The 18,689-nt window shown below is 71.5% G+C and carries 17 protein-coding genes and 1 pseudogene; 9 read left to right on the top strand and 9 right to left on the bottom strand.

The annotated features are described in order from the left end of the window. Positions 1-164 precede the first annotated feature (164 nt). Positions 165-1,337: a MarP family serine protease gene (locus AB1046_RS02610; RefSeq protein WP_369372240.1), complete on the top strand. Its 1,173-nt coding sequence runs from the start codon at positions 165-167 to the stop codon at positions 1,335-1,337. A 28-nt stretch (positions 1,338-1,365) separates the two neighbouring features. After that, positions 1,366-1,911 carry a ferritin gene (locus AB1046_RS02605; RefSeq protein ID WP_369372239.1) on the top strand — a complete coding sequence of 182 codons (546 nt, stop codon included), beginning with the start codon at positions 1,366-1,368 and terminating at the stop codon, positions 1,909-1,911. A gap of 10 nt (positions 1,912-1,921) precedes the next feature. Here the strand turns inward: AB1046_RS02605 and AB1046_RS02600 are convergent, their stop codons facing one another. The 6 genes and pseudogenes from AB1046_RS02600 to AB1046_RS02575 all read right to left on the bottom strand — a co-directional run bounded on the left by AB1046_RS02600 (position 1,922) and on the right by AB1046_RS02575 (position 8,494). Beyond that, complete coding sequence (locus AB1046_RS02600; RefSeq protein WP_369372238.1) at positions 1,922-2,731, bottom strand: aldolase/citrate lyase family protein; 810 nt, start codon at positions 2,729-2,731, stop codon at positions 1,922-1,924. After that, a complete protein-coding gene (hpaH, locus tag AB1046_RS02595; protein ID WP_369372237.1) occupies positions 2,716-3,501 on the bottom strand; it encodes a 2-oxo-hept-4-ene-1,7-dioate hydratase in 786 nt (261 codons plus the stop codon). The genes AB1046_RS02600 and hpaH overlap by 16 nt, the downstream gene beginning before the upstream one ends. Before the next feature lie 35 nt (positions 3,502-3,536). After that, positions 3,537-4,682: a 3,4-dihydroxyphenylacetate 2,3-dioxygenase gene (gene hpaD, locus AB1046_RS02590; RefSeq protein ID WP_369372236.1), complete on the bottom strand. Its 1,146-nt coding sequence runs from the start codon at positions 4,680-4,682 to the stop codon at positions 3,537-3,539. Positions 4,683-4,685: 3 nt separating this feature from the next. Then, positions 4,686-6,159: pseudogene (gene hpaE / locus AB1046_RS02585) on the bottom strand (5-carboxymethyl-2-hydroxymuconate semialdehyde dehydrogenase). A 47-nt stretch (positions 6,160-6,206) separates the two neighbouring features. Then, positions 6,207-6,983, bottom strand: coding sequence for a GntR family transcriptional regulator (locus tag AB1046_RS02580; RefSeq protein ID WP_369372235.1), 777 nt, complete (start codon positions 6,981-6,983; stop codon positions 6,207-6,209). Next, a complete protein-coding gene (locus AB1046_RS02575) occupies positions 6,983-8,494 on the bottom strand; it encodes a fumarylacetoacetate hydrolase family protein (RefSeq protein WP_369372234.1) in 1,512 nt (503 codons plus the stop codon). The genes AB1046_RS02580 and AB1046_RS02575 overlap by 1 nt, the downstream gene beginning before the upstream one ends. A gap of 160 nt (positions 8,495-8,654) precedes the next feature. Here AB1046_RS02575 and AB1046_RS02570 point away from each other — a divergent pair, with 160 nt between their 5' ends. The 4 genes from AB1046_RS02570 to AB1046_RS02555 are packed head-to-tail and all read left to right on the top strand — an operon-like array spanning position 8,655 to position 15,197. Next, positions 8,655-10,034, top strand: a complete 1,380-nt coding sequence (locus tag AB1046_RS02570) for an MFS transporter (RefSeq protein WP_369372233.1) — start codon at positions 8,655-8,657, stop codon at positions 10,032-10,034. Positions 10,035-10,080: 46 nt separating this feature from the next. Next, positions 10,081-12,033, top strand: a complete 1,953-nt coding sequence (locus AB1046_RS02565) for an FAD-binding monooxygenase (RefSeq protein WP_369372232.1) — start codon at positions 10,081-10,083, stop codon at positions 12,031-12,033. Beyond that, a complete protein-coding gene (locus AB1046_RS02560; protein WP_369372230.1) occupies positions 12,030-13,493 on the top strand; it encodes an NAD-dependent succinate-semialdehyde dehydrogenase in 1,464 nt (487 codons plus the stop codon). The genes AB1046_RS02565 and AB1046_RS02560 overlap by 4 nt, the downstream gene beginning before the upstream one ends. Positions 13,494-13,532: 39 nt before the next feature. Beyond that, positions 13,533-15,197 carry a thiamine pyrophosphate-binding protein gene (locus AB1046_RS02555; protein ID WP_369372228.1) on the top strand — a complete coding sequence of 555 codons (1,665 nt, stop codon included), beginning with the start codon at positions 13,533-13,535 and terminating at the stop codon, positions 15,195-15,197. 26 nt (positions 15,198-15,223) lie between these two features. Here the strand turns inward: AB1046_RS02555 and AB1046_RS02550 are convergent, their stop codons facing one another. Beyond that, the gene (locus AB1046_RS02550) at positions 15,224-15,634 is read right to left on the bottom strand and encodes a winged helix-turn-helix transcriptional regulator (protein ID WP_369372226.1); all 411 of its coding nucleotides are present in this window, start codon (positions 15,632-15,634) and stop codon (positions 15,224-15,226) included. Positions 15,635-15,743: 109 nt separating this feature from the next. Here AB1046_RS02550 and AB1046_RS02545 point away from each other — a divergent pair, with 109 nt between their 5' ends. Together AB1046_RS02545 and AB1046_RS02540 are read left to right on the top strand one after the other, a co-directional pair. Beyond that, positions 15,744-16,136 carry a nuclear transport factor 2 family protein gene (locus AB1046_RS02545; RefSeq protein ID WP_369372225.1) on the top strand — a complete coding sequence of 131 codons (393 nt, stop codon included), beginning with the start codon at positions 15,744-15,746 and terminating at the stop codon, positions 16,134-16,136. Positions 16,137-16,171: 35 nt separating this feature from the next. Next, complete coding sequence (locus AB1046_RS02540; protein WP_369372223.1) at positions 16,172-16,819, top strand: LysE family translocator; 648 nt, start codon at positions 16,172-16,174, stop codon at positions 16,817-16,819. A gap of 31 nt (positions 16,820-16,850) precedes the next feature. Here the strand turns inward: AB1046_RS02540 and AB1046_RS02535 are convergent, their stop codons facing one another. Next, entirely contained in the window at positions 16,851-17,444 is a 594-nt protein-coding gene (locus tag AB1046_RS02535; protein WP_369372222.1) for a hypothetical protein, read from the bottom strand. Positions 17,445-17,588: 144 nt separating this feature from the next. Between AB1046_RS02535 and AB1046_RS02530 the strand changes: the two genes are divergently transcribed. After that, positions 17,589-17,798 (top strand): EF-hand domain-containing protein, encoded by a 210-nt coding sequence (locus AB1046_RS02530; RefSeq protein WP_369372220.1) that lies wholly within the window; start codon positions 17,589-17,591, stop codon positions 17,796-17,798. 4 nt (positions 17,799-17,802) lie between these two features. On the opposite strand, the gene AB1046_RS02525 is transcribed toward AB1046_RS02530, so the two are convergent. Next, entirely contained in the window at positions 17,803-18,654 is an 852-nt protein-coding gene (locus tag AB1046_RS02525) for a class II fructose-bisphosphate aldolase (protein ID WP_369372219.1), read from the bottom strand. Between the last annotated feature and the right edge of the window lie 35 nt (positions 18,655-18,689).

The raw sequence follows: 18,689 nt of genomic DNA, 5'->3' as shown, positions 1-18,689 counted from the left end.
GCCGCTGTGAACTTCTGGCCGCAAATCAGCGGATCACGTGATGGACGCGGGTTGCAGCGCACCGCACGGGGGTTCAGCCCGTACGGTCATCTCGTCCGCCCAGCGGTCGGCCCTTGGCGTCGCCCGGAGTGCCGCCCCTGATGCCACCTCTCGAAGGAGGCCCCGTGAGCCTTGTCGACCTCGTGCTCCTCGTGGTGCTGATCATCGCCCTCGCGGCCGGCCTGAGCCGGGGCCTCCTGGCCACGCTCGGTGGTCTGATCGGCCTCGTCGTCGGCGGCGCCGCGGCCTTCTGGGCGGTCCCGGTGGTCAACGACCTGCTGCCCACCACCCAGTGGCGCGGACCGGTGTCCCTGGCCGTGGCCATCCTGCTGCCGCTGTTCGGGGCTTCCGTCGGCGCCGGGCTGGGCCGCAGCCTGCGCAGCGGCGTCGACCGCACGGCGCTGCGTCCCCTCGAACGCCTCCTCGGCGGCGCCGCGAACGTGATCGTCGTGGCCCTGGCGCTCTCGTTCGTCGGCAACGCGGTCAGCGCGACCGGCGCGCCCGGCGTCGCCTCGGCGGTCTCGTCGTCCGCCGTCCTGCGCACCATCGACGAGCTCACCCCGCCCGCCGTCGGCCGTCCCCTCGCCGAGATGCGTGCCTTTGTGCTCGACGACGGCCTGCCGCGGCTGAACATGCTGGTCGTGCCGACGCAGGCGCCGGTGGTGCCCGCCGTCGACCTGGACAACCCCCAGCTGGAGGAGTCCGCGCAGTCGGTGGCCCGGATCTCGGGCATCGCGTACGCGTGCGGGACGAGCTCGACGGGGTCGGGCTTTGTTGTCGCCGACGACCGGCTCGTCACCAACGCGCACGTCGTGGCCGGTGTGGACCGGCCGGTCGTCGAGCTCCCCGGCGGGGCGGTCCGGGAGGGGCGCGTCGTGTACTACGACCCCATCGACGACCTCGCGGTCATCGCCGTCGACAACCTCGCCGCGGACCCGATCGACATCGCCCCGACCCTGGCGGTCGGCGACGAGGCCGTCGTCCAGGGTTACCCCTACGGGGGGCCGTTCACCTCGGGCAGCGCCGGCGTGCTCAGCGTCGGCACCGTCCAGGTGCCGGACTCGTACGGCACAAGCACCGAGGGACGCGAGATCTACTCGCTGGCCGCCGTGGTGCGGCCCGGCAACTCGGGTGGGCCGCTCCTGACGACGGACGGGGACGTGGCCGGCGTCATCTTCGCGCGGGACGAGTCCGACCTTGACATCGGCTACGCCATGACGAGCGCAGAGCTGCTCCCGGTCGCAGCCCAGGCGCCCGATCTGGACACCGCTGTGACGACGGGACAGTGCGCCTCCTGACCCATCGTCACCGGGTAGCGTGAGGGACATGACGACTACCTCTGAGAACTCGCAGTACCTCAAGCTGCTGGGCGAGCAGGTGGGCCACGAGCTGGCCGCGCACCTGCAGTACGTGGCGATCGCAGTCTGGTTCGACAGCCATGACCTGCCCCAGCTCGCCGCGCACTTCTACCGCCAGGCGCTCGAGGAGCGCAACCACGGCATGATGATCGTCCAGTACCACCTCGACCGGTCGCTGCCCGTGAAGATCCCCGGCACACCCGAGGTGCGGAACGACTTCGCAAACGTGCTGGAGCCGCTCCAGCTCGCGCTGGACCAGGAGCAGCAGGTCACCCGGCAGATCGAGGCGATCTTCCGCGCGGCCCGCGAGGAGGGCGACGCGCTGGGCGAGCAGTTCCTGATGTGGTTCCTCGAGGAGCAGGTCGAGGAGGTCGCCGCCGCGACCACGCTGGTCACCGTCGCGACGCGCGCCGGCGACAACCTGTTCGACCTGGAGAACTACGTCGCCCGCGAGACGATCGGCGACGCCGGCCAGTCCGCCGCGGCACCGAAGGCGGCCGGCGGGGCGCTCTGAGCGGCTCCTCCTACTCCGGCTCCCCCGCCCGTTCGTCGTCCGCCGGGATCCAGGTGTCGGCGAGCGCCTCCGAGCCGCGGGCCAGCAGCGCGACGTCGGCTCCGACCAGCACGAAGGACGCCCCGGCGTCCAGGTAGGACTGGGCCACGGCGGGGTCGAACGCGTTGACGCCGACAGGTTTGCCCGCGGCGCGCACGGCCTCGAACGTCGTGCGCACCGCGGCGACCACGTCCGGGTGCGTCTGCTGCCCGAGCACACCCATGGAGGCCGCCAGGTCGGACGGTCCCACGAACACGCCGTCGACCCCGTCGACCGCCGCGATGGCGGCGGCGTTCGCGACGCCGGTAGTTGACTCGACCTGCACGAACAGCGACACGTACCGGTCGGCGTCCTGCATGTAGTCGGCCACCCGGTTCCAGCGGGCACCGCGGGCCAGCGCGCTGCCCACGCCGCGCACGCCGCGCGGCGGATAGCGCACGGCCTGCACGACGGCGCGGGCCTGCTCCGCCGTGTCGACCATCGGCACCAGCACGTTCTGCGCGCCCAGGTCGAGCAGCTGCTTGAGCAGCACGGTGTCGCCCGACGCCGCCCGCACCACCGGGGTGACCGGGTACGGCGCCACCGCCTGCAGCAGGGCCGCCGTCGTCTCCAGGCCGATCGGCGAGTGCTCGCCGTCGATCAGCAGCCAGTCCAGGCCCGCACCCGCGCAGATCTCGGCCACCAGCGGGCTGCCGGAGCTGACCCACATGCCGATCTGCGGGCGGTCGGACCCGGCGATGCGGCCGGAGAAGGTGGGCGGAAGGTTCAGACGAATCGGCACGAGACGGTCCCCAGCTCTCGGTAGTCGGCGAGCACTGTGTCGCCGGGCTCCACCCACATGGGCCGGGTGAAGGAGCCGGCCAGGACGATCTCCCCCGGTTGCAGCGCGTCGCCGTGCTGGGCGAGCTTGTTGGCCAGCCAGGCGACGCCGTTGGCGGGGTGGTTCAGGACGGCGGCCGCGACGCCGGACTCCTCGATGGTCTCGTTGCGGTACAGCAGCGCCGAGACCCAGCGCAGGTCCGTCTCCCCCACCTGGACGGGGTTGCCGCCGTAGACCATGCCGCCCATCGCCGCGTTGTCGCTGACCGTGTCGACGATGGTGCGGCCCGCCATCTCGATGCGCGACGACAGGATCTCCAGGGCCGGCACCACGTACTCGGTGGCGCGCAGCACGTCGAACACCGTGGTGTCCGGGCCCTTCAGGCCCTCGCGCAGCACAAAGGCGAGCTCCACCTCGATCCGGACGTTCGAGAACCGCTGGTGCTCGATGACCGAGCCGTTCTCGAAGACCATGTCGGCGAAGATCGCGCCGTAGTCCGGCTCGGTGATGCCCGTGGCTGCCTGCATGACCTTCGAGGTGAGCCCTATCTTGCGGCCCACGGGGCGGCGGCCCGCCTCGATGCCGCGCCGGCGCCACGTGTTCTGCACGGCGTAGGAGTCGTCGATGGTCATGCCGGGATAGCGCGCGGTCAGGAGCGGCACCGTGGTGCGCTCGGCCTCGGCGCGGGCCAGCTCGTCGGCGATGCCGGTGATCGTCGCGTCGTCGAGCATGCGCGCTCCTTCCGTTCTAGGCGGCAGGGAATCGGTCACAGCTGGTGTCCCAGCTTGTACTCGCCCTGCTTCCACGACGGCAGCACCTCGGCGTCGTCCTGGGCTTGTTTGGAGTCCTCCGGGCGGGTGTAGGAGAAGCCGTCCGCGCCGATGGTCACCGCCATCTCCGAGGTGTCCGTGCGGGCGACGACGGGCTGCGGGTTGCCGTCCAGGTCCAGGACGAGCGACGCCTCCGTGTACCAGGACGGCACCACGGGGTTGCCCCACCAGTCGCGGCGCTGGTTGTCGTGCACGTCCCAGGTCACCACGGGGTTGTCGGGGTCGCCCGTGTAGTAGTCCTGCGTGTAGATCTCCACGCGGTGCCCGTCCGGGTCGCGCAGGTACAGGTAGAACGCGTTCGAGACGCCGTGCCGGCCCGGGCCGCGCTCGATGCGGTCGCTCAGGCGCAGCGCGCCGAGCTTGTCGCAGATCGCGATGATGTTGTGCTTCTCGTGCGTGGCGAAAGCGACGTGGTGCATCCGCGGGCCGTCGCCGCCGGTCATCGCCGTGTCGTGCACGGTGGGCTTGCGGCGCATCCACGCGGCGTAGGTGGTGCCCTCGGCGTCCTGGATGTCCTCGGTGACCCGGAAGCCGAGGTCCTCCATGAACTTCACGGCGCGCGGCACGTCCGGGGTGACCTGGTTGAAGTGGTCCAGGCGCACGAGGGCGCCGGGGGTGTGCAGGTCGTAGCGCCACGCGAGCCGCTCGACGTGCTCGACGTCGTAGAAGAACTCGTAGGGGAAGCCGAGCGGGTCGGTCACCCGGACCGAGTCGCCGATCCCCTTGGTGAAGCCCTCCGCGCGGCGTTCCACCCGGCAGCCGAGCTCCGAGTAGAACGCGACGGCCCGGTCGAGCTCCTCCGGGCTGCGCACCCGGTAGGAGAACGCGGCGACGGCCGCCGTCGGACCCTTGCGGAGCACGAGGTTGTGGTGGATGAACTCCTCGAGGCTGCGCAGGTAGACGGTGTCCTCGTCCTCCTCGGTGACCACCAGGCCGAGGACATCGACGTAGAAGTTCCGGGAGGCCGCCAGGTCGGTGACCACCAGCTCCATGTACGCGCAGCGCAGGATGTCCGGCGGCGGCGCCTGGGGCGTGGGGATCTGGGCCGTGGGGATCTGGGCCGTGGGGATCTGGTCGGTCATGGTTCAGGCTCCCTTGCCGAACGTCGGGTTGTGCACCTTGCCGAGCGTGATGTGCACGGCCTGCTGGTCTGTGTAGAAGTCGATCGAGCGGTAGCCGCCCTCGTGCCCGAGGCCGGAGGCCTTGACCCCGCCGAACGGCGTGCGCAGGTCGCGCACGTTGTTCGAGTTGAGCCAGACCATCCCCGCCTCGATGTCGTGGGCGAAGTTGTGCGCGCGCTTCAGGTCGTTGGTCCAGACGTACGCGGCCAGCCCGTACTTGACCCCGTTGGCCAGGTCGAGGGCCTCCTGGTCGGTGTCGAACGGCGTGATCGCCACGACCGGGCCGAAGATCTCCTCCTGGAAGATCCGGGCCGACGACGGCACGTCCGCGAAGACGGTCGGCGCCACGTAGTTGCCCTCCGCGAAGCCTTCCGGACGCCCGCCGCCGGCTGACGAGCCGGCCCTCGGACTTGCCGATATTGATGTAGCTCATGACCTTCGCGTAGTGCTCGGGGTGCACGAGCGCGCCCACCTCGGTCCTCGGGTCCTGCGGGTCGCCGACTACTACCCGCTTCGCCTGCGCGGCGTACCGCTCGACGAACTCGTCGTAGACCGCGCGCTCCACCAGGATGCGGCTGCCCGCGGTGCAGCGCTCCCCGTTGAGCGAGAAGACGCCGAAGATCGTGGCGTCGATCGCTGCGTCCAGGTCGGCGTCGGCGAAGACGATGGCCGGGGACTTGCCACCCAGCTCCATCGACAGGCCCTTGAGGTGCGGGGCGGCGTTGGCGAAGATGAGCTGCCCGGTGCTGCTCTCCCCCGTGAACGAGATCAGCGGCACGTCCGGGTGCTTGACCAGCGCGTCCCCCGCGTCCTCGCCGAGGCCGTTGACCAGGTTGAACACGCCCTCGGGCAGCCCGGCCTCCTCGAAGATGCCGGCCCACAGCGACGCCGAGAGCGGCGTGAACTCGGCGGGCTTGAGCACCACTGTGTTGCCGGTGGCCAGCGCCGGGCCCAGCTTCCAGGACTCGAGCATGAACGGCGTGTTCCACGGCGTGATGAGGCCTGCAACGCCGATCGGCTTGCGGTTGACGTAGTTGATCTGGCGGCCGGGCACCTTGAAGGTGTCGTCCGACTGGGCCACGACCAGGTCGGCGAAGAACCGGAAGTTCTCGGCCGCCCGGCGTGCCTGGCCCAGCGCCTGCGTGATCGGCAGGCCGGAGTCGAAGCTCTCCAGCTCGGCGAGCCGGGCGTCGCGCGACTCGACGATGTCCGCGATCCGGTGCAGGATCCGCGAGCGCTCGCGCGGCACCAGCCTGGGCCACGGACCGTTCAGGAACGCGTCGCGCGCCGCGGCGACGGCGCGCTCGACGTCGGCCGCCTTTCCGGCAGCCGCCTGCACGTAGACCTCGTTCGTGACCGGATCGAGCACGTCGAACGTGTCGCCGTCGACCGAGTCGACGAACTTGCCGCCGATGTAGTGCTGGATGCGGCCGGGCAGATCGGCGGGTACGTGGCGGGTCGTCGGCTGGTCGGTCGGCTGGTCGGTCACGGTGTCTCCCGGTGTTGTGTCTGGTGGGGCCTGGCTGCGGCGGCGACGGCAGCGTCAGCACTGGCAGCGTCAGCACCGGCACGGCCGGCGCGGGCGTCCAGGAAGGCCTGCATGGTCGCCCAGCGGTGGTCGCGCGCGGCGATCTCGATCTCGATCGGTTCGGCGCCGCCGGCGATCAGGTCGAGGAGGTAGACGTGCTCCGCCACGGAGTCATGTGCCCGGCCGGGCACAAAGGCGAACGTGGAGTCCCGCAGCCCGGACAGCTGGGCCCAGCCGCGGTGGACCATGTCGAGCAGCAAGGGGTTGGGGCACGACTCGAACAGCACCGAGTGGAACTGCCGGTTCAGCGCCGTGAACATGTGCGGGTCGAAGTGATCGAGCAGGGCGCGCATGCGCTCGTTCACCTCCGCCGCGCGTGCTAGGTCCACGGGTGAGATGCCCTGCGCCGAGAGGCCGGTCGCAGCCCCCTCGACGACGCCCAGGGCCTGCATGGCGTCCACGTACCCGTGCTCGTCGATCATCGCGACCCGCGCCCCGACGTTGCGCTCATAGGTCACCAGGCCCTCGGCCTCCAGCCGCCGGATCGCCTCGCGCACCGGCACGACGCTCATCGAGAGCTCGTCGGCGATGCTCTGCAGCACGAGGCGGTAGCCCGGGCCGAGGTCGTGGAGCGCGATGCGGTCGCGCAGGTGCGTGTAGGCCAGCTGGGACTTGCTGAGCGCGCCGGCGAACGCGGTCTCGACCGCCGACGTCGATTCGTCCGGTGCCGTCATCACGACTCCCCCTGTACCTGGGACTGCCACGCCTCATAGCGCGCCCGCCACTCGGCGTTCGGCGGGAACAGGCCGTCGAGCGGATGGCCGTTGGCCACCTGCTGCGCCACCCAGGCGTCCTGCTCCTCCTGGGCGAGGGTCGCGTCAGCCACCTCCTGCGCCAAGTGCGGCGGCACGACGACGACGCCGTCTGCGTCACCGACGATGACGTCCCCCGGCAGCACGGTCGCTCCCCCACAGGCGACGGCCACGTCGGTGTCCCACGGCACGTGCCGGCGCCCGAGCACCGCGGGGTGGGGGCCGCCCGAGAAGACGGCCAGTCCCGTGGCCGCCACGGCGTCGAAGTCGCGCACACCGCCGTCGGTGACGACGCCGGCCGCCCCGCGGGCCGTCGCGCGCAGCGCGAGGACGTCGCCGAGGGTCGCCGAGCCCTTCTCGCCGCGCGCCTCGATGACGATGACCTCGCCCGCACCGACGGCGTCGAACGTGCGCTTCTGCGCGTTGTAGCCGCCGCCGTGGCTGACGAACAGGTCCTCGCGGTTCGGCACGAAGCGCAGCGTGCGCGCCCGGCCCACGAGCGTCGCGCCCGGTGTGTTGGGCCGCACGCCCTCGATGATCACGTTGTCCAGACCGCGCTTGCGGAGCTGCGCGGAGAGCCCGGCGACCGGTGCGCGCCGCAGCTTGTCGGCGAGCTCGTCGGTGAGCACGAACGGCTCCGGCGCGACGTCGGACGCGACCTCCGGCGGGAGCCCCGCGGCCTCGCGGCTGCCCCACGCCTCGGCCCGCTGGGTGTCGTCGATCTTCGGTCCCGCGCCGACGTCGGAGAACGGCACGTCGCCCTGCACCACGGTGGTCACCAGGCGGCCCGACGTCGGCGCGCCGGGCGCCGCTGGGGCGTCCACCTCGACCTCGATCACGTCGCCCGGCACCACGACGCTCGACCCGGCGGGGGTGCCCGTGAGGATGACGTCGCCCGTCTCCAGCGTGAGGTGCTGGGACAGGTCGGCCACGATCTGCGCGAACGGGAACAGCAGCTCGTCGGTGCCGGTGGTGTCCTCCTGCACGAGCGCGCCGTTGACCCAGGTGCGCACCCGCAGCCCCGCCGGGTCGACCGCACGGGCATCGACGAGCGCGGGGCCGATCGGCGTGTAGCCGTCGCGGCCCTTGGAGCGCACGTTGGAGCCCTTGTCGGCCCAGCGCAGGTCATAGACGCCGAGGTCGTTCGCGGCGGTGACGGCGGCGACGTGACCCCAGGCCTCCGCGACCGGCACGTGCCGGGCAGGTTCGCCGATGACCAGCGCGACCTCCCCCTCGAAGGCGAGCAGCTCCGTGCCGGCCGGCCGCTCGACCACGCTGCCCGTGGCAGCGAGCGAGCTGGTCGGCTTCAGGAAGTACGACGGCGCTGCGGGGCGCCGTCCGCGCTGGTCGGCGCGCGAGACGTACGCGATGTGGACCGCGACGACCTTTCCCGGCCGTACCGCCAGCGGCACCGCCTGCGGTTCGATACCCATGAGCTCCCTTGCCCTTGTTCGGCTGGTCCTTCACGACCTCTGGCATTTCGTATCACAGATCGTATATGGTCTTGGGCAACAGGGCAACGCCACGCAGGCCGAGCCCAGCACGACGGCCTGTCTATGGCAGCAGGCCGGATACAGACAAGGGAGTCATGCGATGTCACGTCCGACCCAGGACGGACCGACCCCGGTCCGCGCCTCATCGCCCCGCGAACAGCGCAGAGTCGTCCTCGCGACCGTGGTCGGCACGACGGTCGAGTGGTACGACTTCTTCCTCTATGCCGCAGCGGCCGGCCTGGTATTCGGCCAGCTGTTCTTCGAGCCTGCGGGCTCAGGTCTCGCCACCCTCCTGGCCTTCGGCTCGGTGGGCGTCAGCTTCCTCTTCCGCCCGCTTGGCGCGATCATCGCCGGGCACCTCGGCGACAGGTACGGACGGCGCGTGGTGCTCGTCTTCACCCTGCTGCTCATGGGCACGGCGACGGCGCTCATCGGACTGCTGCCGACGTACGGGCAGATCGGCGTCACGGCACCGGTCCTGCTGGTGCTGCTGCGGATCCTCCAGGGCATCTCGGCAGGCGGCGAGTGGGGAGGGGCCGTCCTGATGTCCACCGAGCACGCCCCCGCGCACCGTCGCGGCCTCTTCGGTGCCTCGCCCCAGGTAGGAGTCCCGCTCGGCCTGCTGCTCTCGTCCGCGATGATGGCGATCATGAGCGCCGTCGCGCCCGGCGACGCCTTCCTCACGTGGGGCTGGCGGGTCCCGTTCCTACTGAGCATCGTGCTCATCGGTGTCGGGTTCTGGGTGCGCCGCAGCGTCGAGGAGAGCCCGGTGTTCGTCGAGATCGCCGATCGCAAGGAGACCACCCACCAGCCGCTCCTGCGGCTCTTCAAGAAGCACACGCCGCTCGTCTTCGTCGCCGCCTTCATCTTCGCCGGCAACAATGCTGTCGGCTACATGACCGCCGGCGGATACATCCAGCGTTATGCGTCCGATCCGGCGGGTCCTGTCGGGCTCGATCGCGGACCGGTCCTGTGGGCCGTGACGATCTCCGCCGTCGTCTGGCTCGTATCCACCTGGTCCGCGGCCGCCCTGTCTGACCACCTCGGCCGCCGCACCACCCTCGCGGTCGGCTTCGTGGCGCAGCTCGTCGGCGTGCTCGCGCTGTTCCCGCTGGTCAACCTGGGGACGTTTGGCTCGCTGCTCCTCGGCCTGTCCATCCTCTCGATCGGTCTGGGGCTCAGCTACGGACCGCAGTCGGCGCTCAACGCCGAGCTGTACCCGGCGTCGATCCGGTTCTCCGGCGCCGCGGCCTCCCACGCGACCGGGTCGATCCTCGGTGGCGCGTTCGCGCCCACCATCGCCACGGCGCTGGTGCAGGCCACGGGTGCGACGACATCCGTGACCTTCTACCTCGCCGGCATGACGGTGATCGGGCTGGCAGCGACACTGCTGCTGCGGGACCGCACCGGCATCCCGCTGGGCCCGGACCACGAGGAGGAGCAGGCCGTCAGCCCGATCTACGGTCTGTCCAGGGCCTGAGGGGCCGCCCCCCGGGCAACCGGACCACGAGCAGAACGGACGAACAATGCAGTTCCACCACCACGGCTACGTGTCGGGCGACCCGCACCTGCAGCCGGCCGAGGGTTACGGACTCACCCGGCCCGCCGAGCTGCCGGACGAGGTCGATGTGCTCATCGTCGGCAGCGGCCCGGCGGGCATGATCGCCGCCGCGCAGCTCGCGCAGTTCCCCGGTATCCGCACGCACATAGTCGAGCGGAGGGCGGGACGCCTCGAGATGGGCCAGGCCGACGGCATCCAGGCACGCAGCGTCGAGACCTTCCAGGCGTTCGGCTTCGCGGAGCGGATCACTGCCGAGGCCTACTGGATCACGGAGATGGCGTTCTGGAAGCCCGACCCTGAGCACCCGGAGAACATCGTGCGGGCAGCCGTACCGCCGGACGACCCGGGCGAGGTCAGCGAGTTCCCGCACCTGATCGTCAACCAGGCGCGGGTGCTGGACTACTTCGCCGAGGTGGCGGCCAAGGGACCCGCCCGCGTGACCCCGGACTACGGCCTGGAGGTCGTCGGGCTTGAGGTGGCCGACGACCCGGCCGAACCCGTCACCGTCACGCTGCGGCACACGGCCGGGCCGCACGAGGGCACCAACCGCACGGTGCGCGCCCGCTACGTCGTCGGCTGCGACGGGGCGCACAGCGCCGTACGGGAGGCAATCGGCCGCAAGCCCGTGGGCGACAAGGCCAACCACGCCTGGGGCGTGATGGACGTGCTCGCCGTGACCGACTTCCCGGACGTGCGCACCAAGTGCGCCATCCAGTCGCACGACGGCGGCTCCATCCTGCTCATCCCCCGCGAGGGCGGGTACCTGGCCCGCTGGTACGTCGACCTCGGCGAGGTGCCGCCGGACGACGACGGCAGCGTCCGCGCGACCCCGCTGACGGAGATCGCCGCACGGGCCAACCGGATCATCCACCCCTACACGCTGGACGTGAAGGACGTGCCCTGGCACAGCGTGTACGAGGTGGGCCACCGGGTCACCGACGGGTTCGACGACGTCCCCGACGAGCTCACCGGCACCCGCGCACCTCGGGTGTTCCTGACCGGCGACGCGTGCCACACCCACAGCGCGAAGGCCGGGCAGGGAATGAACGTGTCGATGCAGGACGGCTGGAACATCGCGTGGAAGCTGGCGCACGTGCTGACCGGCCGGGCTCCCGAGTCCCTGCTGGCCACCTATTCGGCCGAGCGGCAGGTCGTCGCCCAGAACCTGATCGACTTCGACCGGGAGTGGTCGCGCCTGATGGCCACCGCGCCCGAGGACCTGCCCGACGCGACCTACCTCGAAGATTTCTACGTCAAGACGGCGGAGTTCCCGGCCGGGTTCATGACGCAGTACCAGCCGTCGATGATCGTGAGCGACCACGCCGACCAGGGTCTCGCCCCGGGCTTCCCGGTCGGCAAGCGGTTCAAGTCGGCTCCGGTGGAGCGCGTGGCCGAGGGCAATCCCGCCCACCTGGGCCACCACGCCCGCGCCGACGGGCGGTGGCGTGTGTACGCCTTCGCCGACGCCCCCGCGCCACACGAGTCCTCGGCGCTGCGGGACTGGGCCGAGTGGCTGGGCACCGCCGCCGACTCCCCGCTGCTGCGGCACACCCCGGCCGGGACCGACCCGGACTCCGTGCTGGACGTCAAGGTCGTCTACCAGCAGGACCACTTCGCCGTGGAGTACGCCGACGTGCCCGACGTCTTCAAGCCCCGGGTCGGGCCCTTCGCGCTGGTGGACCACGAGAAGGTGTACGCCACCGACCCCACCAGCGACATCTTCGAGCTACGCGGGATCGACCGCGGGGGCGCCGTCGTCGTCGTCCGCCCCGACCAGTACGTGGCCGCCGTGCTGCCACTGAGCGCGACGGACGAGCTCGCGAAGTTCTTCGCCGGCGCGCTGCTCCCGCAGGACACCACGCCCGCCAAGGGCTCCAGTCTCACCAAGGACTCCATCCTCACCAAGGAGGACGCATGACCGACACCCGCGAGGCCACCCTGCTCGCCTCAGTCCCCGACGGACTCCTCATCGGCGGCCAGTGGCGTCCAGCCGCGACGGGAGCGACGCTCACCGTCGAGGACCCGGCCACCGGCACGACCATCAAGACCATCGCCGACGCCACCGTCAGCGACGGTGCGGCCGCGCTCGACGCCGCGGTCGCCGCGGCCGCGTCCTGGGCGGCGACCCCCGCCCGGGCCCGCGGCGAGATCCTCCGCCGCGCGTTCGACCTCCTGCAGGAACGCCGGGAGGACTTCGCCCTGCTCATGACGCTGGAGATGGGCAAACCGCTCGCCGAGGCGCGCGGCGAGGTGACCTACGGGGGCGAGTTCCTGCGCTGGTTCTCCGAGGAGGCCGTACGGATCACCGGCCGCTACGGGCTGAACCCCGAGGGCACCGGGCGCATGATCGTCTCGCAGCACCCGGTGGGCCCCTGCTACCTCATCACCCCGTGGAACTTCCCCCTCGCCATGGCCACCCGCAAGATCGCCCCCGCCCTGGCGGCGGGCTGCACGGTGGTCGTCAAGCCCGCGGCGCAGACCCCGCTGACCACCATGTACCTCGCCAAGCTGCTCCAAGAGGCCGGCCTGCCCGACGGCGTGGTCAACGTGCTCACCACCTCCAGCTCGGGCCCCGTGTCCGGGCCGATCATCGCCGACCCGCGGCTGCGGAAGCTGTCCTTCACCGGGTCGACGCCGGTGGGGCAGAAGCTGCTGGAGCAGGCGGCGCACGGCGTGCTGCGCACCTCGATGGAGCTGGGTGGCAACGCTCCGTTCGTGGTCTTCGAGGACGCCGACCTGGACCAGGCCGTCACGGGCGCCCTCGCCGCGAAGTTCCGCAACATCGGGCAGGCCTGCACGGCCGCTAACCGGTTCATCGTGCACAGCTCCGTCGCCGACGAGTTCGCCCGTCGAGTCACCGCGGCGGTGAACGGCTTCGTCATCGGACGCGGCACCGAGCCGGACGTGACCATCGGCCCGCTGGTGGACGACAAGGCCGTCGCCAAGGCCGAGGCGCTGGTCAAGGACGCGGTCGCCCGGGGCGCCGAGCTGGCCACCGGCGGCTCCCGCATCGACGGGCCGGGAACCTTCTTCGAGCCGACCGTCCTGACCGGCGTCGCGCCCGGCAGCAACATCCTGACCGAGGAGATCTTCGGCCCGGTGCTCGCGATCACCACCTTCGACACCGAGGAGGAGGCGGTCGCCCTGGCCAACAACACCGAGTACGGGCTCGTCAGCTACGTCTACACCGAGAGCCTCGCCCGGGGGCAGCGCATGATCGACCGCCTGGAGACCGGGATGATGGGGCTCAACGTCGGCGTCGTCTCCAATGCCGCCGCGCCGTTCGGCGGCTGGAAGATGTCCGGCCTCGGCCGCGAGGGCGGCGCCGAGGGCATCCACGAGTACCTCCAGACCAAGTACACGCTCACCCCGGCCTGACCACCACTCATCCGTCACCGTTCTTCCCTGGAGGCCCCCGTGCCCACCGTTTCCGCTCACGTCGCCCGTACCGTCGCCCAGCACGTCGACCATGTCTTCGGTGTCATGGGCAACGGCAACGCCTGGTTCCTCGACGCCCTCGAACGCTCGACGACGGCGCGCTTCACCGCCGTCCGGCACGAGGCCGGCGGAGTCGTCGCAGCCGACGCCCACTTCCGCGCGTCGGGCCGCATCGCCGCAGCCACCGCCACCTATGGGGCGGGCTTCACCAACGCGCTCACCGCGCTCGCCGAGGCCGCGCAGGCCCGCGTGCCGCTCGTGCTGCTCGCCGGCGACGAGCCGACGTCGGGCCCACGCCCGTGGGGTGTCGACCAGATCGCGCTCGCGGCCGCCGTCGGTGCCCGCACCTATACGGTGGGCCACGCGGACGCCGCGGCCACAAGCATCATCGCCATCGAGCACTCGCTGACCTACCGGGTGCCCGTGGTGCTTGCGATCCCCTACGACGTCGCCGCCATGGAGGCCGGGCCGATCCCCGACGCCCCGCAGCCCAACCTGCCCGGGCCGCTGGCCCCGGCGGGTCCGTTCGACGCGGCAGCCATCACCGACCTCGCAAAGCACCTCGCCGACGCCGAACGGCCGCTGCTGCTCGCGGGTCGCGGCGCCTGGCTCGCCGGCGCGGGCAAAGCACTCGGGGAGCTCGCCGCGGCGACGGGGGCGCTGACCGTGACCACGGCGCTCGGGCGCGGCGTCTTTCCCGACGGCCGGTACGACCTCGGCGTCGCCGGCGGTTTCGGCGCGCAGGAGGCGATGGAGCTGGTGCGCCAGGCCGACGTCGCCGTCGTGCTGGGCGCCTCGCTCAACCAGTTCACCATGCGGTTCGGCGAGCTGTTCGCACCGGGGACGCGGGTGGTCCAGGTGGACACCGCGCCCGCAGCGACGCACCGGCACGTCGGCGGTTTTGTGCGGGGCGACGCCGCGCTCGTGACCCGCACCCTCCTGGCCGAGCTGCACGGCCTGAACGCGAAGCCGTCCGGCTGGCGCGAGTCGGTGGACGTCGCCGCGAGCCGCGCCTACGAGACCGGCCCCGCGGACGGGATCGCGCCCGACGGGCGGCTCGACCCGCGCAGTGTCGCGCACCGGCTGGCCGAGCTGCTGCCCGCCGAGCGGGTGGTCGTCTCCGACGGCGGGCACTTCATCGGCTGGGCCAACATGTACTGGCCCGTTGCCTCCCCCGACCGGATGATGATGGTCGGCACCGCCTACCAGTCCATCGGGCTCGGCCTCCCGAGCGTCGCGGGCGCCGCCGCAGCACGCCCGGACGACGTCGTGGTGCTCACCACCGGCGACGGTGGCGCGCTCATGGCGCTGGCCGACCTCGAGACCGCCGTGCGCACCGCCGCAGGCCGGGGCATCGCCGTCGTCTGGAACGACGCCGCCTACGGCGCCGAGATGCACCTGTACGGGCTGCAGGGCCTCACCGAGGGGCCGATGCGGATCCCGGAGGCGGACTTTGCCGCGCTCGCGGCAGCCTTCGGCGCGGAGGGCATAGTGGTGCGCTCGCTGGCCGACCTGGACCGCTTGGCGCAGTGGGCCGACGAGCCCGTGGCCGACCGCCGATTCCTGATGCTCGACTGCCGCATCTCAGGGGCGGTCGTCGCCCCGTACCAGGAGGAGATCCAGCGGGTCAACGGCATCCGCTAGCCCGGAGCTGTACCCCGGATCCGCTGTCAGAGGCGCGGCTCGGCGCGCGCGAGCACCTGCTCGTCGAGCGCCGAGTCGTACCTCGACTGGGCCTCCTGCACCTCCTCGACGTGGGCCTCGGCCCACACCTGCAGCGCCAGCAGCGGCTCGTGGAGCGTCCGGCCGAGGGCCGTGAGCCGATAGCGCGCGGGCGCGTCCGCCTCGCGGACGTGCTCGACCATGCCGTCCCGCTCCAGCGCCCGCAGCGTGTCGATCAGCACCTTCTTGGTGATCCCGCCGACCTGTTCGTGCAGCGCCGAGAACCGCATCGGCTCGCCGTGCAGCAGGACGACGATCATCGCCGTCCACTTGTTCGCGATGCGCGCTAGCGACTCCCGCGACGGGCAGCTCGGCGAGAAGACGGTCCATTCCCGCGCCATCGGCTCTTCCCCCGTCATTTGAACCTCGTCATTTGAACCTCGTCACGTTGAACCTGGTCACGTTGAAGTAACCGCCCTTCCATCCGCACTCTGGGACTGAGGTTATCCACGAGGGATCGGAGCAATGATGTCTGCAAGCGATGTGGTCGCGCGATACGGCGCCGCGATGGCGACGGGTGACATGGGCGCCTTGGCGGCGGTCCTGAGCGAGAACGCGGTGTGGCACCAGCCCGGCGCCAACCAGCTCTCGGGTGACCATGTCGGCCCCGAGGCGATCCTCGCCCACCTGGGGCGGTTCATGGAGCTCAGCGGGGGCACGTTTGTCCTGAAGACGGAGTCCGTGGCCGACGCCGGGGCGCTGGTCGCCACGACCGTGCACTTCACAGCCGCACGGCCCGAGCACCCGGACCTCGACCAGCACGGTGTTGACGTCTTCCGGGTCGAGGGCGACCAGATCGCCGAGATCTGGCTCGTCAGCGAGGACCAGGCCGCCGAGGACCACTTCTGGGGCGCCGCGTAGTCTCAGCGGCGACACCCCCGCCGTAGGCTCGCGCGATGGTATCCACCGAGAATCTCCTCGCCTTCGCGGCGGTGGCGCTGCTCATGGTTGCTGTGCCCGGACCCAGCGTGATGTTCACGATCGGGCGCTCGATATCGCTCGGTCGTACCGGGGGTTTCCTGAGCATCCTGGGGATAGCCGCCGGCTCCACCCCGCTCGCGATAGCGGTGGCTCTGGGCGTGGGCGCCGTGATCGCGCAGTCGGTGGTGATCTTCACCGCGGTGAAGATCGTCGGTGCGCTCTACCTGGTGTACCTCGGCGTCCAGGCGATACGGCACCGCGCCGACGGCGGTCCCGACGCGGCGGACCCTTCTCCGGCCCGGTCCGGCCGGCGGCTGCTCGGAGAAGGGTTCGTCGTCGGGGTCACCAATCCGAAGACGGTGGCCTTCTTCGTCGCGGTGCTTCCGCAGTTCGTCGACCCGCAGGCCGGGTCCGTTCCCCTGCAGCTCCTGCAGCTCGGTCTAGTCGTCGTGTGCGTCGGCCTCGTCTCCGACTCAGCATGGGTGATCGCTTCGAGCGCGGCCCGCGACTGGTTCGGACGATCCCCTCGGCGTTTGTCTGCGATGTCAGCGACCGGCGGCGGGCTGATGATCGGCCTGGGCGGGTCCCTGCTGCTGTGGGGTGAGCAGCCCCCGACACGCTGACCCGCCGCCGCTCCCCCGCCGCGGCCCGTCGTCACCGCCGCAGGCCGAGATCCCGTAGCTCCAGGTCTGCCAGCCGGCGCACGACGGCTGGGTCGCCGTCCCGCCACGCGCCGACCGGGTCGTCGGAGACCTTCGTCAGGGCGCGCAGCGGCTGGTTCGTCAGGGCCCGCAGCGCCAGCAGCGCCGGATCGGCGTCGGCGAACCGGCGGGCGGCGCCCGCCCGGCGCACGAACCGGGCCCGCAGCGGCACGTACAGCACGGCCACCAGCAGCACCGGGACCAGGAACACCGCGATGCCGGCCAGCAGCGCGATGTCGGCGACCGTCTCGGCCTGCGACCGGCCCGCGGCGGCCAGGTTCTCGGCGGCGGCCGCCGCTCCGCTGAAGGGTGCGGCCAGGTCGTCCCCGACGCCCGGGATGCTGCCGATCCGGCTCTCGACGTCGTGGAACTGCCCCGCCATCTGATCGGCCGCCGACGCCGTCGCGCGGCCCGGCCGCCCCAGCTCCAGGGTCGCCTCGTAGAGCTCGCGCCCGGCCCAGGCCCACCCCGCGATCCAGCCGAGCAGCAGCAGGTCGCCGAGTACCTGCCGAACGCACCGTGCCGGTGCTGCCGCGTACAACCTCATGGTCTGGCCCTCCGAGTCGACGTTTGGCTCGCGACCGTAGCGGACGGACTAACAGGACACACCCGACAGGCCGGATATGTGGTTGCATACTCTTCGACTTGTTCCAGACGCCGACCTGTTCGAACACCACGGAGGATACGACCCATGACCGCCAACGAAGAGCTCAGCCAGACCTTCGCGGAGTTCGACGGCGACAGCGACGGCCACATCACCGCCGACGAGTTCCGCCAGGCCATGGCCACCCGCGGCGAGGAGACCACCGACCTGGACCTCGAGCAGATCTTCGGCAAGGCGGACCACGACGAGGACGGCAAGATCAACCTGTCGGAGTTCACGGAAGCCTGGAACGCCTGACCGGCTAGCCCCGGAGGACTTCGGTACTGAGGCGGTCCACGACTTCGCGCACCGCAGTACGGGCCGGGGTCAGGTACTTGCGGGGGTCGGTCACGCTCGCGTCGTCCGCCAGGTACTGCCGCACCTGAGCCGTGTACCCGACGTTGAGCGCGGTACCGACGTTGATCTTGCGAACTCCGCCGGCGACAGCGGCCCGGAGCGTCCCGAGCGGCACCCCCGAGGACCCGTGCAGCACGAGCGGCACCGGCAGGCGGGCCGCCAGGCGCGCGATCAGGTCGAGGTCGAGCTCCGCCGTCGCCGTTGTCATCGCGTGCGAGCTGCCCACGGCTACCGCGAGGCCGTCGACGCCGGTCCGCGCCACGAACGACGCCGCCTCGTCCGGGTCGGTGCGCACGCCCGGCGCGTGCGCGCCGTCCTTGCCGCCGATGGCGCCCAGCTCGGCCTCCACCCACAGGGACGCGTCGTGCCCGGCCCCCACGAGGTCGGCCGTCGTCGCGACGTTCTCCGGGTAGTCCAGGTGGGCGGCGTCGACCATGAGGGACGAGATGCCGAGCCGCTCCGCGTCGGCGACAACCGCACGGGCGAGCGCGAGGTCCTGCACGTGGTCGAGGTGCACGGCGATCGGGATGTCCGACGCCGCGGCGACCTCGCGGCACGCGGCGAGCAGGGGCGCCATCCGCCCGCCGTGGAAGCGCACCGCGTTCTCGCTCACCTGCAGGATGCCGGGGACACCGGCCGCCTCCAGCCCTCCGGCGATGCCCTCGGCGTGCTCGAGCGTGATCACGTTGAAGGCGAGGACGGCGCTACGTGCCCGCACGGCGTCGGCGACAAGATCGCCCGTCGCGGCAAGGGTCACAGCACGCTCCCGGCGACGATGAATCCGAAGCTGAC

Origin of the sequence: Promicromonospora sp. Populi (assembly GCF_041081105.1) — a bacterium.
In the GTDB taxonomy this organism is placed as follows: Bacteria; Actinomycetota; Actinomycetes; order Actinomycetales; family Cellulomonadaceae; genus Promicromonospora.
The sequence above is the reverse complement of the archived record's forward strand: the minus strand, read 5'-3'. Positions and strand labels throughout refer to the sequence as shown.

Coding starts and splice junctions, on each gene's coding strand:
- AB1046_RS02605 (WP_369372239.1), top strand. CDS start 1,366: ATGACGACTACCTCTGAGAACTCGCAGTACCTCAAGCTGCTGGGCGAG.
- hpaH (WP_369372237.1), bottom strand. CDS start 3,501: ATGCTCGACGACGCGACGATCACCGGCATCGCCGACGAGCTGGCCCGC.
- hpaD (WP_369372236.1), bottom strand. CDS start 4,682: ATGACCGACCAGATCCCCACGGCCCAGATCCCCACGGCCCAGATCCCC.
- AB1046_RS02580 (WP_369372235.1), bottom strand. CDS start 6,983: ATGACGGCACCGGACGAATCGACGTCGGCGGTCGAGACCGCGTTCGCC.
- AB1046_RS02575 (WP_369372234.1), bottom strand. CDS start 8,494: ATGGGTATCGAACCGCAGGCGGTGCCGCTGGCGGTACGGCCGGGAAAG.
- AB1046_RS02570 (WP_369372233.1), top strand. CDS start 8,655: ATGTCACGTCCGACCCAGGACGGACCGACCCCGGTCCGCGCCTCATCG.
- AB1046_RS02565 (WP_369372232.1), top strand. CDS start 10,081: ATGCAGTTCCACCACCACGGCTACGTGTCGGGCGACCCGCACCTGCAG.
- AB1046_RS02560 (WP_369372230.1), top strand. CDS start 12,030: ATGACCGACACCCGCGAGGCCACCCTGCTCGCCTCAGTCCCCGACGGA.
- AB1046_RS02550 (WP_369372226.1), bottom strand. CDS start 15,634: ATGACGGGGGAAGAGCCGATGGCGCGGGAATGGACCGTCTTCTCGCCG.
- AB1046_RS02545 (WP_369372225.1), top strand. CDS start 15,744: ATGTCTGCAAGCGATGTGGTCGCGCGATACGGCGCCGCGATGGCGACG.
- AB1046_RS02540 (WP_369372223.1), top strand. CDS start 16,172: ATGGTATCCACCGAGAATCTCCTCGCCTTCGCGGCGGTGGCGCTGCTC.
- AB1046_RS02535 (WP_369372222.1), bottom strand. CDS start 17,444: ATGAGGTTGTACGCGGCAGCACCGGCACGGTGCGTTCGGCAGGTACTC.
- AB1046_RS02530 (WP_369372220.1), top strand. CDS start 17,589: ATGACCGCCAACGAAGAGCTCAGCCAGACCTTCGCGGAGTTCGACGGC.